This is a genomic window from Bradyrhizobium erythrophlei (assembly GCF_900142985.1).
GTDB classification, from domain to species: Bacteria; Pseudomonadota; Alphaproteobacteria; order Rhizobiales; family Xanthobacteraceae; genus Bradyrhizobium; species Bradyrhizobium erythrophlei_B.
In genome coordinates, this window is the sequence record NZ_LT670849.1 from 1,774,174 (window position 1) to 1,793,072 (window position 18,899).

Here is an 18,899-nt window from a genome sequence, read left to right on the forward strand (position 1 = left end):
AGTCCTCAGATTTCCAGGTCCTCGTCGTCACGCGGGCGACGACGGTCACGCGGCGCCTTCTTGAACTTCACGCTTTTGCCGTCCGGCTGCCGCGTGGCGATGAAGCCGGCCTCGATGCAGGCCTCGCGCTGCGGCATCTTTTCCTGCGGACTGCGCAGCGTCTCCCACCACGAAGCGCGGTGCGCCGCACGCGGCAAGGCCGCATCGATGATCTCCTCGATCTGGTCGAAGCTCAGCACGAATTCCGCCTGCTTGTGCGCTTTCAGGTAATCGCGTAGCGCGTCGTAGTTGGTCACAAGTTACCCTCAGCAACGAAACGTTAACGGTTTACAGTTCTATCCCACCCCACTTAAGCCGGCAGCAACCATTCACGGCGCATTCCCGTCATTCTGGGAGCGAAATGATGGGATTTGGACGGCGCAAGGATAAGGAGAGCCGGCCCTGGCGGCTATCGGCAAAGTTGCTGATAGCCTGTTCCTTTATCACCGTCATCGGCTTCTCGGCGATCTGCGTCAACGTGATGCTCGACATGCGGCGCAGCGAAGAAGAGCTGGCGCGCCAGACGCTTGAAAATCTCGCTTCCGGCATCGACTCCGACATCGGCCGCAACGTCGAACTGTACGACCTTTCGCTGCGTTCGGTCGCCAACAACATGATGGCGCCGGAGATCAACGAAGTCGGCAAGCCTTTGCGGCAATTGATCCTGTTCGATCGCGTGGCGACCGCGCGGCATTTCGGCGCGATCCAGGTCTTCGATTCCACGGGCAAGCTGATCGTCGATGCCTCGACCCTCGATCCACTGCCGGAAAACCGCAGCAGCGAGGAATATTTCACGGTTCATCGCGACCAGCCGAATGCCGGCCTGTTCATCAGCCGCCCGATGCTCCATCGCGGCGCCTACGCCATTGTGCTCAGCCGCCGCATCACGGGCGACGACGGCAGTTTTCTCGGCGTCGTCGCCGGATCGATCCGCTTTTCCTATTTCCACGACCTGTTCGGCCGGCTGCGGCTCGATCCCAACGACGTCATCACGGTGTTCCGGCGCGACGGCACCGTGATCATGCGCACGCCCTTCGACCTCGACATGATCGGCAAGAATCTCGGCGACCTGCCGGGGGTAAAGCGCGCGCTTTCAGAACCGAGCGGCTCTTACTCCGGCATCGCATCCGCCAACCATTCGCCGCGCCTCTATGTCTGGCGCGACGGTACGCGGCCGCTCGTCGTACTGGTCGGCAAGCCGTGGGCCGACATCTACAAGCTCTGGCGTATCGAAGCGACGCGGATCGGCTCGATCATGGGCGCGCTCGCGGTATTCGTGCTTGGCGCCACGCTGTTTCTGGCGCACGAAATCAGCCGCCGCGCGGCAGCCGAAGAAAAACTCGAGGAGCTTGCCACCACCGACGCCCTCACCGGCCTGCGCAATCGCCGCAAGTTCGATGCCGCGATCGAGATCGAATGGCGGCGCGCGGCGCGGCAGAAGCGGCCGCTGGCGCTTCTGATGATCGACGCCGACCATTTCAAGAATTTCAACGACACCTACGGCCATCAGGCCGGCGACGAGGTGCTGATCGGCATTGCGATCTGCATTTCGGATTCCGTGCACCGCGCCGGCGATTGCGCCGCGCGCTACGGCGGCGAGGAATTCGCGGTGCTGTTGCCGGACCTGTCGCCGGCGCAGGCGCTCGTGGTGGCCGAGACGATCCGCCTGAAGGTCGAGCAATGGTGCGGAGAGGCCGCGACCACGACCGTGAGCATCGGCCTTGCAAGCGTGGTGCCGGACGCGAAGAGCGAATGGACCACCATGGTCAGAGCGGCTGACGAGGCGCTCTACGCGGCCAAGGCGAGCGGCCGCAATCGCACCGTGCTCGCCAGCGGGCCGAAGCTGTCGCTGGTCGCGTAGACGGTCGCGCCGTCACTTACCCGAATATTTCTTCATTTCCGCAAGCAGGCCGTCGCGCAGTTCGGGCCGCGCCAAGCCGAAGGCGATATTGGCGCGCAGAAAGCCCTGCTTTGAACCGCAATCGTGCCGCTCGCCGGCAAACTCGACGCCGTAGAATTTCTGCGTCTTCGCCAGGCCGATCATGGCGTCGGTGAGCTGAATCTCGCCCCCGGCGCCGCGCTCCTGGGTTTCCAGGATTTTGAAGATCTCCGGCTGAAGGATGTAGCGCCCGGTGATCGACAGATTCGACGGCGCGGTACCCTTCGCCGGCTTCTCGACCATGCCGTCGACCTCGAACACCTTGCCGTTCCGCTTGCCGACGCCGCAAATGCCATATTGATGGGTGAGATGGTCCGGTACGGCTTCGACTGCGATCAGATTCGACTTCTCGCCGAGCTTGCCTGCGGCCTCGATCATCTGCGCCAGACAGCCGGGCGTATGCAGCACAAGTTCATCGGGCAGCACGACGGCGAAAGGCTCATCGCCGACGATGTCCCGTGCGCACCACACCGCATGGCCAAGTCCGAGCGGCGCCTGCTGGCGTGTAAAGCTCATCGCGCCTGCCGGCGGCTGGTCGCGCGCCAGGATATCCATCTCGGCCTTCTTGCCGCGCGCCGAAAGCGTCGCATCCAGCTCATACATGCGGTCGAAGTGGTCTTCGATCACGCCCTTGTTGCGGCCGGTGACGAAGACAAAATGTTCGATGCCGGCTTCCTTGGCCTCGTCGACCACGTACTGGATCAGCGGCTTGTCGACGATGGTCAGCATTTCCTTCGGCATCGCCTTGGTGGCGGGCAGCACGCGGGTGCCAAGACCGGCGACGGGGAAGACGGCTTTGCGGATTTTCATGGGAGGTACTGCCTTGCGGATCGTCTCGATAAATAATGCTTGGTAGCTGGTTTGCGGCCGAGAACAAAGGCCGATATCGGGACGCAGTTCCAACCGGACCGCTCTTTTTCGGCAAATCCCTAACGGCAAAAGGCCACTTTTGTTAAGCTATTGGAAACGACATCAAGGCCTCTTGAACGCCAGGCTTGGTGGCGGATTTCATGGGTGAACGATGGGACGGCAAATCGAACGGCCGATGCGACAAACAGGCGCGGTCATTCTCGCGGCCGCGCTGCTTTGGTCGGTGCCGGCGCTCGCCCAGTCGGCCAATGGCCCACTCGATTTTCTCGGCAATATCTTCAAGTCGAAATCCGATCAGACCGGCTCGACGGCGCCGACCCAGCCCGCATCGACCGGCGGCGCGGCGCAATGGAGCGGCGAAGACGGCGCCTCCGGCCATCCGCTGATGACGGCAAGCGCGATCCGTGAAGCAGCCTCGAATTTCGACAGCTGCGTTGCCTCGATGTGGCCCGACGCCGCCCGGCGCAACATCTCGCAGGAGAGCTTTCAGCGCTTCACGGCGGGGCTGACGCCCGACCTGCGCATCATGGACCTGCTCGACTCGCAGCCGGAATTCACCAAGTCGATCTGGGATTATCTCGACATCCTGGTCAACGATGTCAGACTCGCGAAGGGCAAGGAAATTCTCGCCAAGTACAAGCCGCAGTTCGATGCGACCGAAAAGGCCTATGGCGTCGACCGCTACGTCATTGCGGCGATCTGGGGCATTGAATCCAATTATTCGACGCAGATGGGCGACCGCAGCGTGCTGCAATCAACCGCAACGCTTGCCTGCATCGGTCGCCGCCAGAACTATTTCCGCGACGAGTTTCTCTCGGCGCTGGAAATCCTGCATCACGGCGACCTCAGCCCCGAGCAAATGCGTGGCTCATGGGCCGGCGCATTCGGGCCGACGCAATTCATGCCGACCGCCTTCAAGCGCTATGCGGTCGATGCCGATGGCGACGGCCGGAGCAACGTCGTCGATGACCCGGCCGACCTGATCGCCTCGACCGCCAACAATCTGAAAAAGGACGGCTGGCAGAGCGGCCAGACCTGGGGCTTCGAGGTCGTGGTGCCGAAGGGCTTCAATTACATGCTGGCCGATCGCGCCAAGGCGATGACGCTTCCGCAATGGGAGCATCTCGGGCTCAAGCGCGCCAACGGTCAGGCTTTCCCGGCGACGAGCGACAAGGCCTATCTGCTCGCGCCGGCCGGCGCCGAAGGACCCGGCTTCCTGATGCTGCAAAACTTCCGCGTCATCATGAAGTACAATCCGGCCGAGGCCTATGCGCTTGCGATCGGTCACTTCGCCGATCGTCTGCGCGGCGGCCAGCCCTTCGTGCAGGCCTGGCCGCGGCAGGAGCGCGAGTTGTCGCGGGCCGAGCGGCTGGAACTACAGCAATTGCTGGCGCAGCGCGGCTTCTATCGCGGCACGCCGGACGGCCAGTTCGGCGGCGAAACCCGCGAGGCGCTGCGCGGCTTCCAGGCCTCGATCGGCGCGCCGGCCGACGGCTTTGCCTCCTCGGCCATGCTGGACCGGCTCCGTGCGCAGTAACCCTGTTTGGCCTGATCGGCGGACGGCAGCAAAACCGGTTCCCATCGGAACCGGATCGTGCTCTACGAACTTGCCTTCGAATCAAGGCGGTAGCGCGGGGCGGAGCAGCCCACTTTCCCACCGGGAAATCTGCCCGCTTGCAGCCCGATTTTGCTAGTATGTTCGTCTGTCGAGTCCCCATTTGCGACCGAGCGAATGCCAGAGAAACGATTCTTTTTGCGGCTGTTTACGGAGCGTGGCCCGCTGGTCGCGTTTGCGGTCGCCTTCCTGATCGGGGTCGCGGCGCCGGCGTCTGCGCAATTCTTCAATTTCGGCGGGCCGCCGCCGCGCCCGCAACCCCAGCAGGGGGGACGCGGGCCCGGCGGCTGGTTCGGCGGCGACCTGTTCGCACCCTTCCAGCAGCAGGCGCCAAGGCCGGTCGAGAACTACTCCAAGGCGCCGCCGCCGCAAAAGCGCGACACCGTCGCCGAGCACAATGTGCTGGTACTGGGCGACGCGATGGCCGACTGGCTCGCTTCCGGCCTTGAGGACGCCTACACCGAGCAACCGGACATGGGCGTGATCCGACGGCACAAGACCGTCTCCGGCCTCATCCACTATCAACCCAAGGGCGACCCGGCCGACTGGGCCGCTGCCGCGAAAGGCCTGCTGGCGTCCGAGAAGCCGGATGTGATCGTCGTGATGCTCGGTCTCAACGACCGCGTTTCGATCCGCGAGCCGGCCGCCGAAAAATCCGAGGCCAAGGGCGGAGAAAAGACCGGCGACAAGAAGGGCGACAAGAAAGAAGCCCGCAAGCCCGGCGAAACCAAACCCGACGCCAAGAGTGACAAGAGCGACAACGCGGCGGATGCCGGCAAGGTGGAAGAGAAGGCGCAGGACGCCGAGTCCGACGACGCCGACAATGGCGACGCGCCGCAAGTCATCGCGCCGGAGAAGGGCGCGCGTGCGCCGAACGGCCTCGTCGAATTTCACGACGAGCGCTGGGTCGAACTCTACAACAAGAAAATCGACGAGATGATCGCCGTCCTGAAATCGAAGGGCGTGCCGGTCGTGTGGGTCGGCCTGCCCGCCGTGCGCGGCGCCAAGGCGACCGCCGACACGCTGTTTCTGGATTCGCTGTATCGCGAAGCCTCGAACAAAGCCGGCATCACCTATGTCGATATCTGGGACGGCTTCGTCGACGAAGCCGGACGCTTCCTGCAACAGGGGCCCGACTTCGAAGGCCAGATCCGGCGCCTTCGCTCCTATGACGGCGTCTATTTCACCAAGGCCGGCGCGCGCAAGATGGCGCATTATGTCGAACGCGAGATCACACGCCTGTTGGCGTCCCGCTCTGCGCCGATCATCTTGCCGAGCGAACCGGCGACGCCCGACGCCAATGCGCAGCCGGGTCAACCGGCGCCGCGGCCGCTCGCCGGACCGATCGTGCCGCTGGTCGCATCGTCTGTCGGCACCGATCAGCTGCTCGGCGGGCCCGGCTCGCGTCCCGCCGCGGTCGATGCACTGGTTGCCCGCACGCTGGTGAAGGGCGAACCGCTGACGGCGCCAGCCGGGCGCGCCGACGATTTCGCCTGGCCGCGCCGCGAAGTCGGACGCGAGCAGGCCAAGGGCGATACGCCGGTGGCATCGGCATCTCCGGACGCGGCAACGGCCGCGCCTCAGGCTCAGGGGCTGCCGAAATCCAAGAAGCCTGCGAACGCGCAGCCCGGCCCGGCACCTCTGGGTACCCCGCCCGCGCTCCGCAATTTCTTCGGCCTGGGCGGCGCGCCGCCTGCGCCGCAGACCGCGCCGCGGCAAGTCCAGCCACAACAGCCGCGCACCACGCCGCCGGGGCCAGGAGCACCGCCGCGGCCACCGGCCAGCGTCGGACGATCGGCGTCTGTGCCGCCGGGTAACGTCGCGCAATAGACCTGCGCTCGTTTCACAACTGACGCGCGGCTGCGCTCCGTTGACTTCACGGCGACCGGGAGTAGCCTCACCTGAAAAGACGGCGGAGAAGCCGCATCTCATCAGGGAGACACGCGATGACGGTGACGATCCGCCAGCTTCACCCGCATTTTTTCGGCGAAGTTTCGGGCGTCGACATCAGACGGCCTTTGACGGCGGATGAGGTCAGCGACATCGAAGCCGGCATGGATAAATACGCCGTGCTGCTGTTCCCCAACCAGGACATTACCGACGAACAGCAACTGGTCTTTGCCCGTAACTTCGGCGAGCGCGAAACCGCGCGCGGCGGCACCGTGACCAAGAAGGAAGACTATCGCCTCACATCCGGGCTTAACGACGTCTCCAATCTCGGCAAGGACGGCAAGCCGCTGCCACGCGATCACCGCACCCATCTGTTCAATCTCGGCAACTGCCTCTGGCATTCCGACAGTTCGTTTCGCCCGATCCCGGCCAAATTCTCGCTGCTCTCCGCGCGCGTGGTGAACCCCAAGGGCGGCAATACCGAATTCGCCGACATGCGCGCGGCCTATGACGCACTCGACGACGAAACCAAGGCCGAAATCGGGGACATGATCTGCGAGCATTCGCTGATGTATTCGCGCGGCTCGCTCGGTTTCCTCGACTATAGCGAGGAAGAGAAGCAGATGTTCAAGCCGGTGCGGCAACGGCTGGTACGCACGCATCCGGTTCATCGCCGCAAATCGCTTTATCTGTCATCGCATGCCGGCGCGATCCTCGGCATGAGCGTGCCGGAGGCGCGGCTTCTGCTGCGTGACCTTACCGAACATGCAACGCAGCGCGAATTCGTCTACGTCCACAAATGGACGCTGCATGATCTGATCATGTGGGATAACCGGCAGACCATGCATCGCGTGCGCCGCTATGATCAGTCGCAGCCGCGCGATATGCGGCGCGCCACCGTGGCAGGCACCGAGCCTACCGTGGCGCAACAGGCCGCGGAGTGATTTCGCGGCTCCTCACCTCGCCCCGCTTGCGGGGCGAGGGAGAAATCAGGCATGCCCGGCCTCGTTCGAGAGCATGCCGACATCGATGCCGATCTTGCGCAGCGCGCGCGAATATTTTTCCTCGATATCGTTGCCGAAGATCAGGTCGGGATCGGCGTCGCAATGCAGCCAGCCATTGTCCTGGATTTCGCTTTCGAGCTGACCCGCGGCCCAGCCGGCATAACCCAAGGCCAGGATCGCGTGTTTGGGGCCGGCCCCCTTGGCGATCGCCTTGAGAATGTCGACGGTTGCAGTCAGGCAAATCTCCTCGTCGATCCGCAAGGTCGCATCCTGGATGAAGAAGTCGCTCGAGTGCAGCACAAAGCCGCGGCCGGTCTCGACCGGTCCGCCCTTGAGCACCTTCAGGCTCTCGGCGTTTTCCGGCAGCTTGATCTGATCGTCCTTCTTGATGATCTCGAGCTGCACCAACAGTCCCGGAAAATCGATGCTGCCTGCCGGGCGATTGACGATGATCCCCATGGCGCCTTCCGCCGAATGCGCGCAGAGGTAAATCACCGAGCGTTCGAAACGAGGATCGCCCATGACCGGCATGGCGACCAACAGCTGGCCGTCGAGATAACTGCGGCCTCCGGCTGCCCCGGCGGTCGTAATGTCGCGGCGGACCGCTCTGCGCCGAAACTCAGCTTTCTTGTCTTCAGAACTCATCGCCAAAGACTCGCTATATGATCCATCCTGATATTGGGCTTAGCTTCTGTCAATCAAGCTTGGCCTCTGTTTGAGGGCGCATCACAAGCAATTCAATAGCTTGCAATCTCGCCCGGAGTTAAGGACGCATTATGATCATCATGGTTCCCCGAACGCCCTCGCGACCGGCGGCCCTGTTCGTCCTGGCTGCGATCACCACTCTCTTGCCGATCGACGTGCAGGCCCAGGACGCCTCAGCCTGGCAGAAGGCATCGCACGCCGCCGTTCGACTTTTGGCGGGATCGCGCAGTGGGCCGGTGCTGCTTGGCGGCATCGCGGTTCAGCTCGATCCGGGCTGGAAAACTTACTGGCGTACCTCCGGCGATTCCGGCGTTCCGCCACGTTTCGATTTTTCCAAGTCCGATAATGTCGAGGCCGTGACGGTTCTATGGCCCGCGCCTGCCAAATTTGACGACGGCGCCGGCGGCTTCTCGCTCGGCTATCACGATCAGGTGGTGCTGCCGCTGCGCATTGTGCCGAAGAGCAACGACAAGCCGGTGACGCTTCGCGCCAACATCAACTACGCGGTCTGCGAGAAGATCTGTATTCCGGTCGAAGCAAGCACCGAGCTGACTTTCGCCAGCGTCGCGAGCACCGAAGACAGTGTCCTGTTTGCGGCGCTCGACACTGTTCCGAAGCCGGCATCGGTCGGCGACCCCAATCCGCTCACCATTCGAGACGTCAAGCGCGACGGAAAATCCACGGTGCTGGTCGACGTGCTCTCGCCCGACGCCAGAACGGTCAATCTGTTTGTCGAAGGCCCAACTCCGGATTGGGGACTGCCGGTTCCGAAACTTGTCGAGCATGGACCGGCTGGCGTGAAACGCTTCACTTTCCAGCTCGACGGCATTCCGCCGGGAACCAACCCGGAAGGCGCCGCCCTGAAGTTGACGCTGGTCGGAGGCGATCGCTCCTACGAGTTCAACATCAATCTGGAATAGCCTCGTTCCAACTGGAACAGGCGCCTTCCAACCGATTCTTAACGAAGTGTTGATAGCTGAAGTCTTTCAGCCGCATTGCCCGCGGCATGAGGACATGACGCCCTTGGCCGCCATCGACGCCGAACCCGCCACCGCACAGCCGCAGGGCTCGATCGCCCGTCTGCGATCGATGCTGGGTGGCTTGCTGGGTGGTTCGGGCGAAGCCTCGCTGACCCGGCGTCTCGCTGGAACGATCTTCGTCATCCGCGTGCTCAGCGCGGCGCTGGCCTATTTCTCGCAAGTTCTGCTGGCGCGCTGGATGGGCGGTTCCGACTACGGCATCTATGTTTATGTCTGGACCTGGGTGCTGCTGCTCGGCAGCATGATGGATTTCGGTATTTCCTCCTCGGCGCAGAAGATCATCCCGGAATATCGCGCACGCGGCGAGCAGGCGCTGTTGCGCGGTTTTCTGTCCGGCAGCCGCTGGATGACATTTGCGGCATCGGCGGCCGTCTCGATGCTGCTGGCCGCTCTGGTGAGGTTGCTCTCACCCTGGATCGGCGCGGACGAAGTCGTTCCGCTCTATATCGGCTGCGCTACGCTACCCGCTTTCGTGCTCGCCAACACGCAGGACGGCATCGCGCGCTCGCACGACTGGATGCGGCTCGGCCTGATGCCGCAATTCGTGATCCGCCAGGCCCTGATCATCGGCATCACCGCCGGAATGTTCGTGGCTGGCTTTCATCTCGGCGCCACCGCCGCGATGCTGGCGAGTGCGGCAGCGGTATGGATCGCCATGACCGGCCAGATGATCGCGCTCAATCATCGGCTCGCCGGCCACATCCCGGCCGGCCCGAAATCCTACGACATCGGCTTCTGGCTCTCGATTTCGCTGCCGATCCTGATGGTCGAGGGCTTTTACCTGCTGTTGTCCTACACCGACGTGCTGGTATTGCAGCAATTCCGTTCGTCGGAGGAAGTCGGCGTCTACTTTGCGGTCGTCAAAACGCTGGCGCTGGTGTCCTTCATTCACTACGCGATGTCGGCCACGACCGCGCACCGGTTCGCCGAATATCACGCGCTCGGCGATCAAGAGCGCTTATCAGCCTACGTTGCGCATGCGATCAAATGGACGTTCTGGCCTTCGCTCGCCGCAACCATCCTGTTGCTCGCGCTGGGCAAGCCGCTATTGTGGCTGTTCGGGCCGCAATTCGTCGTCGGCTACGACATCATGTTCGTCGCCGCAATCGGGCTTGTGGTGCGCGCCGCCGTCGGCCCGGTCGAGCGGCTGCTCAACATGCTCGGTCATCAATATGTCTGCGCGCTCGCCTATGCTCTGTCGTTCGTGATGAACGTGGTGCTTTGCGTGGCGCTGGTGCCGCGCTTCGGCGGCCATGGCGCCGCGGCCGCGACCTCGATTTCGCTCGTGTTCGAAACCGTGCTGTTGTTTTACATCGTGCGCCGGCGGCTCGGGCTTCACGTGCTAGCATTCGGAAAGCGCTGAGCACAAAAAAGCCGCCACCGCCCGCAAACGGACGATGGCGGCGATTACGAAAATCAACTACTCCGCGGTCCAGCCGCCGTCGATCGAGAGATTGGCGCCGGTGATCTGCGCCGCGTCATCGCCGCACAGAAACAGCGCCAGTTGCGCGACCTGCTCGGACGTCACGAACTCCTTGGTCGGCTGCGCATCCAGAAGCACGTCCTTGATGACCTGCTCCTTGGTCATGTTGCGCGCCTTCATGGTCTCGGGGATCTGATGCTCGACCAGCGGCGTCCAGACATAGCCGGGGCTGATGCAGTTGCAGGTGATCTTGAAGGTCGCGACTTCCAGCGCCACCGTCTTGGTGAGGCCGGCGATGCCGTGCTTGGCGGAGACGTAGGCCGACTTGAAGGGTGAAGCCACCAGCGAATGCGCCGACGCCGTGTTGATGATGCGGCCCCAGCCGCGCTTCTTCATACCGGGGACGGCGGCGCGAATGCCGTGGAATGCAGACGACAGGTTGATCGCGATGATCGCGTCCCATTTCTCGATCGGAAACTCCTCGATCGGCGAAACGAACTGGATGCCGGCATTGTTGACCAGGACATCGACCGAACCGAAGGTCTTTTCGCCAAGCGCGATCATGTCGGCGATCTCGGTGGCCTTGGTCATGTCGGCCGGCGAATAGACCGCCTTGACCTTGTAGTCGGTCTCGATCGCGGAGCGTTCCTTCTCGATGTCGGCCGGCGCGCCAAAACCGTTGATCACGACGTTGGCGCCGGCGCTAGCGAACGCGCGGGCGTAAGCCAGCCCGATGCCCGAGGTCGAACCGGTCACAACGGCGGTCTTGCCCTTCAAATTAGTCGTCATTTCACTGCTCCTTTTTGGGGGGATCTTCTTCGCCCGAGAAATCGTAGGTCACCATGGTTTCGTCGGATTGCGGCCGTTCGAGCTGGTCCCGGCACGCTACCGCCCGGTGAACGTCGCGCACGCCCGCCTCCCAGTGCTCGACCATGGCGACGTGGGAAAAATCGTAATCCTTCGAAGACGACTCGTAGTTCTTGCTGCGATAGATCAGGTGCACCACGGTGACGGTGCTCTCCCGGGCTACCTCGCGCAAAAAGACCGCCGATGGATCGGCCTTGAGATGATCGGGCAACTTCTCGATCAGATCGAGCACCGCCTTGCGGGCGTTATGGATCTGCCGGTTCTTGTCGGTGGACATGCGGGTGCGGCTCGAGAAGCGGATATCCTTCTCGCGCTCGGTCGCCTCCAGGATCGATTCCGGCAGAGGTCCGCGCGCGCTGAACAGGTCGATCTGGAAGATCAACAGGTCGTGCTTGGTTTCGGCATCCAGCACGTAGTCGAGCGGCGTGTTGGAGGCGATGCCGCCGTCCCAGTAGTGCTCGCCATCGATGACGATCGAGGGAAAGCCCGGTGGCAGCGCGCCGGAAGCCATGATGTGCTCCGGGCCAATCCGTTTTCCCTGCCGTTTCATTTCGACATTGTCGAAATATTTGAGATTGCCCGAGGTTACGCTGACGGCCCCGACGCTGAGCCGGCATTTCAGGTCGTTGATGCGGTCGAAATCGACCAGCCGTTCCAGCGTCTTTCGCAACGGAGCGGTGTCGTAATAGCTCTGCGCCTGCGGGCTGCCTTTCGGCCAGAGTGGCGCTGGCGGCAGCCGCGGCGTGAAGAAGCCGGGCGTACCGAAGGTTGCGACCAAGGCAGCGTTGGTCTCGTTGTACAGCGAGCGCTCACGGTCGGCCTTGGTGATCGGCTTCGGGACCCACGGCGCGCCTGGAGATACCGTCTGCCAAAATTCCTTCAGGCGATCGACGCGCTTTTCGCGCTCATTGCCGGCGATGATGGCGGCGTTGATAGCGCCGATCGAAACACCTGCAATCCACGCCGGTTCGAAATCGAAGTGACAAAGCGCTTGATACGCCCCGGCCTGGTAGGAACCGAGCGCGCCACCGCCTTGCAGGACCAGGACGCGTTGTGCTTGTGCGGGGGTCGTTGCCGGATTCATCGCCTGAATGGTCCTTTCAGCTCTGACATTCGTAAACCAGCCGCCTTGCGGCATACGAGCACCAGAACTAGGACACCAGCCCGCGGTCGCGTCAATCGGTCTTACCGGTAGGTATCGGTATGCCAGATTGTTCGCGCGGTTCGGTCGATGCGAGGATGAGCGTCCAGAACACCTTGTATTTGGTGTTCGGAGCATAGCTCGCCGCAATGCCCATTTTTGTGACACCCATTTGCAGCATATTTGCCCGATGGGGTGGCGAGTCCCGCCAGCCGGAAAACGCCTCGGCCAGCGTATGGTAGCCCGCCGAGACATTCTCCACGGCAAGCGTCGTCGGGTATCCGGCAGTCTGTAGCCGTTTCGGCAACGGGGCCTTGACGTCAAGGTCAAGCTTGTTGCGGCTGGCCATGGCCTGGGATTGCCCTTCGGCGATCTTCATCAATTCTGGGTCGATGACCACGGCACCGACACCGTTGTTCTTCCGGTAGAGCGAGATCATGGTGGCCGCTGCCTGCGCATCGAGCCTCGCGCCCGGCTCGGTCATGTTGGCGTACATGGTCGGCTGCTCTGTCGGAACCTCCGAGGCGCAACCGGCAAGCACAAGTAGTCCAGTCATCGCGGCCAGTGAGCGCATCATTCCCCCAAACAGATTCGGGGGCGGTTGTTGCACGCCAACCGTGGCTGAAAGGTGAACGAAAGGGCTTTTTTCGGGCAGACAGGATCGAGCCAGGTTTGAATGCCTAGGCGGTATGAATCCCGCATTCGTTCTTGGACCGGCCCCGCCAGCGTCCGTCGCGGGCGTCCTCGCCCGGCTGGGCGCGGCTGCTGCATGGCATGCAGCCGACCGACAGAAAGCCCGAGGTCACGAGCGGATGCGGCGGCAACTGCGCCTGCGCATAGATCGCCTCAATGCCGGCACGACTGATATTCGCAAACGGGTTGAACTTGAGCCGGATGCCATCCCCTTCAACCACGGGAATTTCGGTGCGCGAGCCGCCCTGAAAACGTTTGCGTCCGTTGATCCAGGCGTCGAATGGTGCGAGTGCGCGTTTTAAAGGCTCCACTTTGCGAATCCGGCAGCACGCGTCGGGATCGGAGAACCACAATTCGCGGTCCGGATCCTCGCGCTTGAGTGCATCTTCCTGCGGCTTGATCGAGCGAACATCGCGCAAGCCCAGCCGGGCGATCAGCGTATCGCGATAGGCGAGCGTCTCCTCGAACAGCCAGCCGGTATCGAGGAAGATCACCGGGATCGCCGGATCGACGTCAGCCATGACCTTGAGCAGCGCCGCCGATTCCGTTCCGAACGACGAGACCAGCGCCAGATGCTCGCGGCCGACGATGCGCAAGGCGCTCTCGATCACCTCGGACGGCGAAGCATTGCGAAGGACATCATCGAGCGACTTGGCTTTTTCGCTCACCGCCGTCTCTTCGAATGCTCGCTCCGCTACGATGCTCACTAGCCGGCACTCTCCGAATCGCGTTGCTGCATCCGCCGGTGAAGCGCGGTGAGCCGGCCGTCGCCGGTCGGCTGATAGAACACCGAATAGCGCTCCGGGGTGAGCGCGAAGGCCTCGGCGTCGCTGGCCTTCTTCGCGTCGAGCGCGTCGAAGCCGGCGCGCAGCATGAACAGAAACTGATCGCGCAAGACCTGCCCGGTGGCGCGCAACTCGCCGTCGTAGCCATACCGCTCGCGCAACAGCCGCGCCTGGCTATAGGCGCGCCCGTCGCGGAAGGTCGGAAACACCAGCGCGACCACCGCAAGGCGGTCGAGAAACGGTACGAGATCATCGAGATCACGGTTATTCGGCCAAATGACGCCGAGCTTCGCCGCCCTCGACAACAGGCCTTCCGGGTTTTCGAGAAAGCGCGCGGCCGAAACCAGCGCGTTGCCGCTCTCGGGCAATTCGCCATCGTCGGCGACACGAACGAAAATGTCGGTGGCAATCTTGCCGTTCTTAACGAGTGGCATAAACCCGCTCCCTGAAAGGTTCGACGCCGAGCCGCTTCACCGCGTCGACAAACAGCTCGTCCGGGGGCTCGCGCAGCGCTAGGTAGGCTTCAACGATGTCCTCGATCACGTCGGCGACCTCGCCATAAGGCACCGCCGGCCCGATCAGCACGCCAAGTTCGGCGTTCTCGTCGGCGCGGCCGCCGATCGTGATCTGGTAAAACTCCTCGCCGTTCTTCTCGACGCCGAGAATGCCGATATGGCCGACATGGTGATGGCCGCAGGCGTTGATGCAGCCGGAGATGTTGATATGCAGCCGGCCGATCAACTCGGCCGTGTCGTGATTGGCGAACCGGCGCGTCAATTCCTGTGCGATCGGAATCGAGCGCGCATTCGCCAGCGAGCAGTAATCCAGCCCCGGGCAGGCAATGATGTCCGAGACCAGGTTGACGTTCGGCGTCGCGAGCCCGAGCTTGTCGAGCGCCTTCCAGAGCGTCGGCAGGTCGCGCTTGGCGACATGGGGCAGCGCGAGATTCTGCTCGTGGCCGACGCGGATCTCGCCGAACGAGTATTTGTCGGCGAGATCGGCGAGCGCATCCATCTGGTCGGCCGTGGCATCGCCGGGCGGTCCGCCGACCGGCTTCAGCGACAGCGTCACGATCGAATAGCCCTGCACCTTGTGGGTGAAGACCGAGTTGCGCCGCCAGCGCTCGAACAGCGGGTCGGCTGCCGCCTTCTTTAGCTCATCCGGCACATGCGGCAGCTTTTCGTATGTCGGATAGGTAAAGCGCGAGCGGATTTCTTCGATGACGGCATCATCAAGCGTCAGCGCGGTCTCGCCCATCGCGCGCCATTCTTCTTCGACCTCGGTGGCGAATTTCTCGATGCCGAGTTCGTGCACCAGGATCTTGATGCGGGCCTTGTAGATGTTGTCGCGGCGGCCATACTGGTTGTAGACGCGCAGGATCGCCTCGACATAGCTCAACAGATCGCGGCCGTGAACGAACGGCTTGATGGTCTTTCCGATAAAGGGCGTGCGGCCCAGCCCGCCGCCGACCAGGACCTCGAAGCCGATCTCGCCTTCCGAATTCCGGTGCAGGCGCAGCCCGATGTCGTGAATCTTGATCGCGGCGCGGTCGTGGTTGGAAGCCGTGATCGCGAACTTGAACTTGCGTGGCAGGAACGAGAATTCCGGGTGCAGCGTCGTATATTGCCGCAGCAATTCCGACCAGATGCGGGGATCCTCGACCTCGCTTGGCACCACGCCCGCCCACTGATCCGAGGTGACGTTGCGCGTGTTGTTGCCGGAGGTCTGCATGGCGTGAATGCCGACCTCGGCGAGATCGGCGAGTGCATCCGGCAATTCGGCGAGCTTGATCCAGTTGAACTGGATGTTCTGCCGCGTGGTGAAATGTCCGTAGCCGCGGTCGTATTTCCGCGCCACATGCGCCAGGCGTCGCAGCTGCTTCGACGACAGCGTGCCGTATGGGATCGCGACGCGGAACATATAGGCGTGCAATTGCAGATAGACGCCGTTCTGCAACCGCAGCATCTTGAATTCGTCCTCGGTGAGTTCGCCGGACAGGCGGCGCTTCACCTGATCGCGAAACTCCTCAACGCGTTCGTTGAGCAATGTTCGGTCGAGTTCGTCATACGCGTACATGGCAGCGCCTTATGCCGGAACCGGGAGAAGATCGATAGTGACGCCCTTGAGGCGAATATGTTCGCGCAGGTTACCGGGCTTGATCGCACCGCTTTCGCTGATTTGCACCGGCGCGATATAGGGACCAACGGCGCCGACATCGTCGGCGACCGCGTCCGTGAGCAACGCACGCGCATCATCGGCGTTGCGGACGACAGCTGCTTCCGCAAGCTCCGTCGACCAGCCCTTGGTGTTGTTGCGATAGATGACCGCGCCGTCGAAGGTGCGGTTGGCGGTCACGATCGAGGGTCCGGTGATCCGGATTTTTTGTTCAAGCGGAGATGTCATTCGGCGGCAACCTGAAAATAAGAGGCAAGTTGGGTGAGTCCTGGATGGCGCGACGGCGCGGCATGCGAAACGACGTCGCCAATGATGAGGATGGCGGGACCACCGTCGATCTTTTCGACGAGGCCGGGCAATTCATCAAGAGTGCCGATGGCAGACGCGGCATCTTTCCGCGTCACCCGCGCGAAGACGCCGACCGGCGTCCGCGCCGAGCGCCCGGCGGCGAGCAGGCCCGCGCGCACCGACGGCGCGGCCGTCATTCCCATATAGACCACGATCGTCATCTTCACGTCGGTCAGGGTCGACCAGTCGACGGCTTCGGCATCTTTCGCCTTGTGCGCGGTGAGGAAAGTGATGCGCCGCGCCTCATGGCGGAAAGTCAGCGGCACTTCGAATTGGGCGGCGGCGCCAAGGCCGGCGGTGATTCCGGGAATGACCGAGTAAGCGACGCCGGCCTGACGCAGCGCTTCGATTTCCTCGCCGCCACGGCCGAAGATGAAAGGATCGCCGCCCTTCAGCCGTACCACGCGACGGCCGGCCTGGGCTGCTTCGATCAAAAGTTGATTGATCGCGTTCTGGCCGATGCCGGGCTTGCCGACACGACGGCCGACCGGCACACGGGCCGCATCGCGGCGCGCGCGATCGAGAATTTCGGGAGATACCAGCTCGTCGTAGAAAATCACGTCGGCATCCTGCAACGCACGCAGCGCCTTGACGGTCAAAAGATCCGGATCACCGGGGCCGGCGCCGACCAGCGTAACGCTGCCCTCTGCCTTGCCCGACGGCAGACGAGCGGCAAACGCGGAAGCATCATCGATATCATTCAAAGCCGCTTCCGCTTCGTCGTTGCGGCCGGCCAGTACGAGCGCGCCGATCTCGCCATCGACCACGCGCTCCCAGAAACGGCGTCGCAGCGGAAACTCCGGGATCCGGCCGTGGATAATCTTGCGCCAGCGGCCGATGAAACCGGCGAGGTCGCCGATACGCGCAGGCAGCACGGTCTCGATGAGTTCGCGCACACGCCGCGCCACGACAGGCGAAGCACCGCCGGTGCCGACCGCGACCACGACATCGCCGCGATCGACAACCGCCGGAAAGATGAAGGTGGAATGCTCGAGATCGTCCATCACGTTGACGGGCAAACCGATTGCTTTGGCGCGCGCCGACAATAGAGGTCCGACCTCACCAGCGCCTGCGCACAGCACCGAGATCACGCCATCCAGATCGGCGTTCAACACATCGCCGGCAGTCAGTTCAACCTTTGAGGTTTCTTCCGCGCTGAGGCCGCCGAGATCATGGTCGCCGCCGGTCGCATACCAGCGCACGCGCGCGCCGGCGGAAGCGAGCAAACGCAGCTTGGCGCGCGCGAGATCGCCGGAGCCTGCGAGCAGCACCACGCCGCGCTTTAGATCGAGGAATATCGGCAGATACCGCATTGCGATCTTCGATTCCGTAACTTCCGAGTTGACTGGAATTATTTTCTATATATGTGTCATCAAATGCTCGCAAAGAGAAAATTATTTCTTCTCCTGAGCGCCGCAAATATAGAATTTTCGCTTCGCAAGGCCAAGGGTCCGTAGATGCATCTTCTTGAACAGAGTTACGCGCAAAACGGGGTGCATCACGACGTTTCAGCCAGAACGCTGTTGAGCACGCAAAATTCAAGCCAGCCGGCGCTGCCGGCCGTCTCGATGGACCATCTCGACGCGCTCGAAGCGCAGAGCATCTACATCTTCCGCGAGGCCTTCGCACGGCTGAAGAAGCTCGCGCTTCTGTGGTCGTTGGGCAAGGACTCCAACGTCATGATCTGGCTGGCGCGCAAGGCCTTCTTCGGCCGCGTGCCATTTCCGGCCCTGCATGTCGACACCGGCAAGAAGTTCCCGGAGATGTACGCCTTCCGCGACACCTTCGCGAAGCAATGGGAACTCGATCTGAAGGTCGAGCCCTGCCCGCCGATCGACGCGATCGATCCGACTTTGCCGCCCGCGGCGCGCTCGGCTGCGCGCAAGACCGAAGGACTTAAACTTGCATTGGCCAAATACGGCTTCGACGGATTGATCGCCGGAATTCGCCGTGACGAGGAAGCGACCCGCGCCAAGGAGCGTGTGTTCTCGCCGCGCGGCGCCGAGGGCGAATGGGACGTCCGCGACCAGCCGCCGGAATTCTGGGACCAGTTCAACGCTTCGCCGCCGCCTGGCGCCCATTTGCGCGTTCACCCGATCCTGCATTGGACCGAGGCGGACATCTGGGCCTACACGATGCGCGAGAACATCCCGATCATTCCGCTCTACCTCGCCAAGGGCGGCAAGCGCTATCGCTCGCTCGGCGATTCCGACATCACCTTCCCGGTGGATTCGACCGCCACAAATATCGAGGAAATCCTGATCGAACTCGGGCAGACCAAGGTGCCGGAACGCGCCGGCCGCGCGCTCGACCACGAGACCGAAGACGCTTTCGAGCGGTTGCGCGTCGCAGGTTATCTGTGATC

The 18,899-nt window shown here is 62.8% G+C and carries 18 protein-coding genes; 7 read left to right on the forward strand and 11 right to left on the reverse strand.

The features are described from left to right. Positions 1 to 5 precede the first annotated feature (5 nt). Positions 6 to 296: a DUF7662 domain-containing protein gene (locus BUA38_RS08380; protein ID WP_072817519.1), complete on the reverse strand. Its 291-nt coding sequence runs from the start codon at positions 294 to 296 to the stop codon at positions 6 to 8. 107 nt (positions 297 to 403) lie between these two features. Here BUA38_RS08380 and BUA38_RS08385 point away from each other — a divergent pair, with 107 nt between their 5' ends. After that, entirely contained in the window at positions 404 to 1,900 is a 1,497-nt protein-coding gene (locus BUA38_RS08385; protein WP_072825943.1) for a sensor domain-containing diguanylate cyclase, read from the forward strand. Positions 1,901 to 1,912: 12 nt separating this feature from the next. On the opposite strand, the gene galU is transcribed toward BUA38_RS08385, so the two are convergent. Continuing rightward, positions 1,913 to 2,788 (reverse strand): UTP--glucose-1-phosphate uridylyltransferase GalU, encoded by an 876-nt coding sequence (gene galU, locus BUA38_RS08390; protein WP_072817520.1) that lies wholly within the window; start codon positions 2,786 to 2,788, stop codon positions 1,913 to 1,915. 235 nt (positions 2,789 to 3,023) lie between these two features. On the opposite strand from galU, the gene BUA38_RS08395 reads away from it, so the two are divergent. From BUA38_RS08395 to BUA38_RS08405, 3 genes are all read left to right on the forward strand, one after another. Then, positions 3,024 to 4,385: a lytic murein transglycosylase gene (locus BUA38_RS08395; protein ID WP_156898441.1), complete on the forward strand. Its 1,362-nt coding sequence runs from the start codon at positions 3,024 to 3,026 to the stop codon at positions 4,383 to 4,385. A 195-nt stretch (positions 4,386 to 4,580) separates the two neighbouring features. Next, complete coding sequence (locus tag BUA38_RS08400; RefSeq protein ID WP_072817522.1) at positions 4,581 to 6,293, forward strand: SGNH/GDSL hydrolase family protein; 1,713 nt, start codon at positions 4,581 to 4,583, stop codon at positions 6,291 to 6,293. Positions 6,294 to 6,409: 116 nt separating this feature from the next. After that, positions 6,410 to 7,297: a TauD/TfdA dioxygenase family protein gene (locus BUA38_RS08405; protein ID WP_072817523.1), complete on the forward strand. Its 888-nt coding sequence runs from the start codon at positions 6,410 to 6,412 to the stop codon at positions 7,295 to 7,297. 45 nt (positions 7,298 to 7,342) lie between these two features. Here BUA38_RS08405 and BUA38_RS08410 read toward each other — a convergent pair whose 3' ends face one another. Further along, positions 7,343 to 8,002 (reverse strand): YqgE/AlgH family protein, encoded by a 660-nt coding sequence (locus tag BUA38_RS08410; RefSeq protein ID WP_083587507.1) that lies wholly within the window; start codon positions 8,000 to 8,002, stop codon positions 7,343 to 7,345. Between the two features lie 140 nt (positions 8,003 to 8,142). Between BUA38_RS08410 and BUA38_RS08415 the strand changes: the two genes are divergently transcribed. Both BUA38_RS08415 and BUA38_RS08420 read left to right on the forward strand, forming a co-directional pair. Then, entirely contained in the window at positions 8,143 to 8,982 is an 840-nt protein-coding gene (locus BUA38_RS08415) for a protein-disulfide reductase DsbD domain-containing protein (protein ID WP_156898935.1), read from the forward strand. Positions 8,983 to 9,076: 94 nt separating this feature from the next. Then, complete coding sequence (locus BUA38_RS08420) at positions 9,077 to 10,465, forward strand: lipopolysaccharide biosynthesis protein (RefSeq protein ID WP_156898442.1); 1,389 nt, start codon at positions 9,077 to 9,079, stop codon at positions 10,463 to 10,465. A gap of 57 nt (positions 10,466 to 10,522) precedes the next feature. On the opposite strand, the gene BUA38_RS08425 is transcribed toward BUA38_RS08420, so the two are convergent. The 8 genes from BUA38_RS08425 to cysG all read right to left on the reverse strand — a co-directional run bounded on the left by BUA38_RS08425 (position 10,523) and on the right by cysG (position 17,847). Then, the gene (locus tag BUA38_RS08425; protein WP_072817525.1) at positions 10,523 to 11,314 is read right to left on the reverse strand and encodes a 3-hydroxybutyrate dehydrogenase; all 792 of its coding nucleotides are present in this window, start codon (positions 11,312 to 11,314) and stop codon (positions 10,523 to 10,525) included. A 1-nt stretch (position 11,315) separates the two neighbouring features. Then, complete coding sequence (locus BUA38_RS08430; RefSeq protein WP_072817526.1) at positions 11,316 to 12,476, reverse strand: DUF3734 domain-containing protein; 1,161 nt, start codon at positions 12,474 to 12,476, stop codon at positions 11,316 to 11,318. Between the two features lie 91 nt (positions 12,477 to 12,567). Beyond that, positions 12,568 to 13,107, reverse strand: coding sequence for a CAP domain-containing protein (locus BUA38_RS08435; protein WP_172806001.1), 540 nt, complete (start codon positions 13,105 to 13,107; stop codon positions 12,568 to 12,570). Between the two features lie 106 nt (positions 13,108 to 13,213). Further along, a complete protein-coding gene (locus tag BUA38_RS08440) occupies positions 13,214 to 13,927 on the reverse strand; it encodes a phosphoadenylyl-sulfate reductase (RefSeq protein WP_425304972.1) in 714 nt (237 codons plus the stop codon). 5 nt (positions 13,928 to 13,932) lie between these two features. Next, positions 13,933 to 14,445 carry a DUF934 domain-containing protein gene (locus tag BUA38_RS08445; protein ID WP_072817529.1) on the reverse strand — a complete coding sequence of 171 codons (513 nt, stop codon included), beginning with the start codon at positions 14,443 to 14,445 and terminating at the stop codon, positions 13,933 to 13,935. Then, the gene (locus BUA38_RS08450; RefSeq protein ID WP_072817530.1) at positions 14,432 to 16,087 is read right to left on the reverse strand and encodes a nitrite/sulfite reductase; all 1,656 of its coding nucleotides are present in this window, start codon (positions 16,085 to 16,087) and stop codon (positions 14,432 to 14,434) included. Before BUA38_RS08450 ends, BUA38_RS08445 begins: the two co-directional genes overlap by 14 nt. A 9-nt stretch (positions 16,088 to 16,096) precedes the next feature. Beyond that, positions 16,097 to 16,414 (reverse strand): DUF2849 domain-containing protein, encoded by a 318-nt coding sequence (locus BUA38_RS08455; RefSeq protein ID WP_072817531.1) that lies wholly within the window; start codon positions 16,412 to 16,414, stop codon positions 16,097 to 16,099. Then, on the reverse strand, positions 16,411 to 17,847 hold the full coding sequence (cysG, locus tag BUA38_RS08460) for a siroheme synthase CysG (protein WP_072817532.1): 1,437 nt from the start codon (positions 17,845 to 17,847) through the stop codon (positions 16,411 to 16,413). The genes BUA38_RS08455 and cysG overlap by 4 nt, the downstream gene beginning before the upstream one ends. Positions 17,848 to 18,102: 255 nt before the next feature. Between cysG and cysD the strand changes: the two genes are divergently transcribed. Then, positions 18,103 to 18,897 carry a sulfate adenylyltransferase subunit CysD gene (cysD, locus tag BUA38_RS08465; protein ID WP_072825947.1) on the forward strand — a complete coding sequence of 265 codons (795 nt, stop codon included), beginning with the start codon at positions 18,103 to 18,105 and terminating at the stop codon, positions 18,895 to 18,897. The last annotated feature ends 2 nt before the right edge of the window (positions 18,898 to 18,899 follow it).

What these genes read in the sequence shown, in the direction of transcription:
- BUA38_RS08425 (WP_072817525.1), bottom strand. Translation starts at nt 11,314, where the DNA reads ATGACGACTAATTTGAAGGGCAAGACCGCCGTTGTGACCGGTTCGACC.
- cysD (WP_072825947.1), top strand. Translation starts at nt 18,103, where the DNA reads ATGGACCATCTCGACGCGCTCGAAGCGCAGAGCATCTACATCTTCCGC.
- cysG (WP_072817532.1), bottom strand. Translation starts at nt 17,847, where the DNA reads ATGCGGTATCTGCCGATATTCCTCGATCTAAAGCGCGGCGTGGTGCTG.
- BUA38_RS08385 (WP_072825943.1), top strand. Translation starts at nt 404, where the DNA reads ATGGGATTTGGACGGCGCAAGGATAAGGAGAGCCGGCCCTGGCGGCTA.
- BUA38_RS08450 (WP_072817530.1), bottom strand. Translation starts at nt 16,087, where the DNA reads ATGTACGCGTATGACGAACTCGACCGAACATTGCTCAACGAACGCGTT.
- BUA38_RS08430 (WP_072817526.1), bottom strand. Translation starts at nt 12,476, where the DNA reads ATGAATCCGGCAACGACCCCCGCACAAGCACAACGCGTCCTGGTCCTG.
- BUA38_RS08410 (WP_083587507.1), bottom strand. Translation starts at nt 8,002, where the DNA reads ATGAGTTCTGAAGACAAGAAAGCTGAGTTTCGGCGCAGAGCGGTCCGC.
- BUA38_RS08395 (WP_156898441.1), top strand. Translation starts at nt 3,024, where the DNA reads ATGCGACAAACAGGCGCGGTCATTCTCGCGGCCGCGCTGCTTTGGTCG.
- BUA38_RS08455 (WP_072817531.1), bottom strand. Translation starts at nt 16,414, where the DNA reads ATGACATCTCCGCTTGAACAAAAAATCCGGATCACCGGACCCTCGATC.
- BUA38_RS08435 (WP_172806001.1), bottom strand. Translation starts at nt 13,107, where the DNA reads ATGCGCTCACTGGCCGCGATGACTGGACTACTTGTGCTTGCCGGTTGC.
- BUA38_RS08405 (WP_072817523.1), top strand. Translation starts at nt 6,410, where the DNA reads ATGACGGTGACGATCCGCCAGCTTCACCCGCATTTTTTCGGCGAAGTT.
- BUA38_RS08415 (WP_156898935.1), top strand. Translation starts at nt 8,143, where the DNA reads ATGGTTCCCCGAACGCCCTCGCGACCGGCGGCCCTGTTCGTCCTGGCT.
- BUA38_RS08445 (WP_072817529.1), bottom strand. Translation starts at nt 14,445, where the DNA reads ATGCCACTCGTTAAGAACGGCAAGATTGCCACCGACATTTTCGTTCGT.
- galU (WP_072817520.1), bottom strand. Translation starts at nt 2,788, where the DNA reads ATGAAAATCCGCAAAGCCGTCTTCCCCGTCGCCGGTCTTGGCACCCGC.
- BUA38_RS08420 (WP_156898442.1), top strand. Translation starts at nt 9,077, where the DNA reads ATGACGCCCTTGGCCGCCATCGACGCCGAACCCGCCACCGCACAGCCG.
- BUA38_RS08400 (WP_072817522.1), top strand. Translation starts at nt 4,581, where the DNA reads ATGCCAGAGAAACGATTCTTTTTGCGGCTGTTTACGGAGCGTGGCCCG.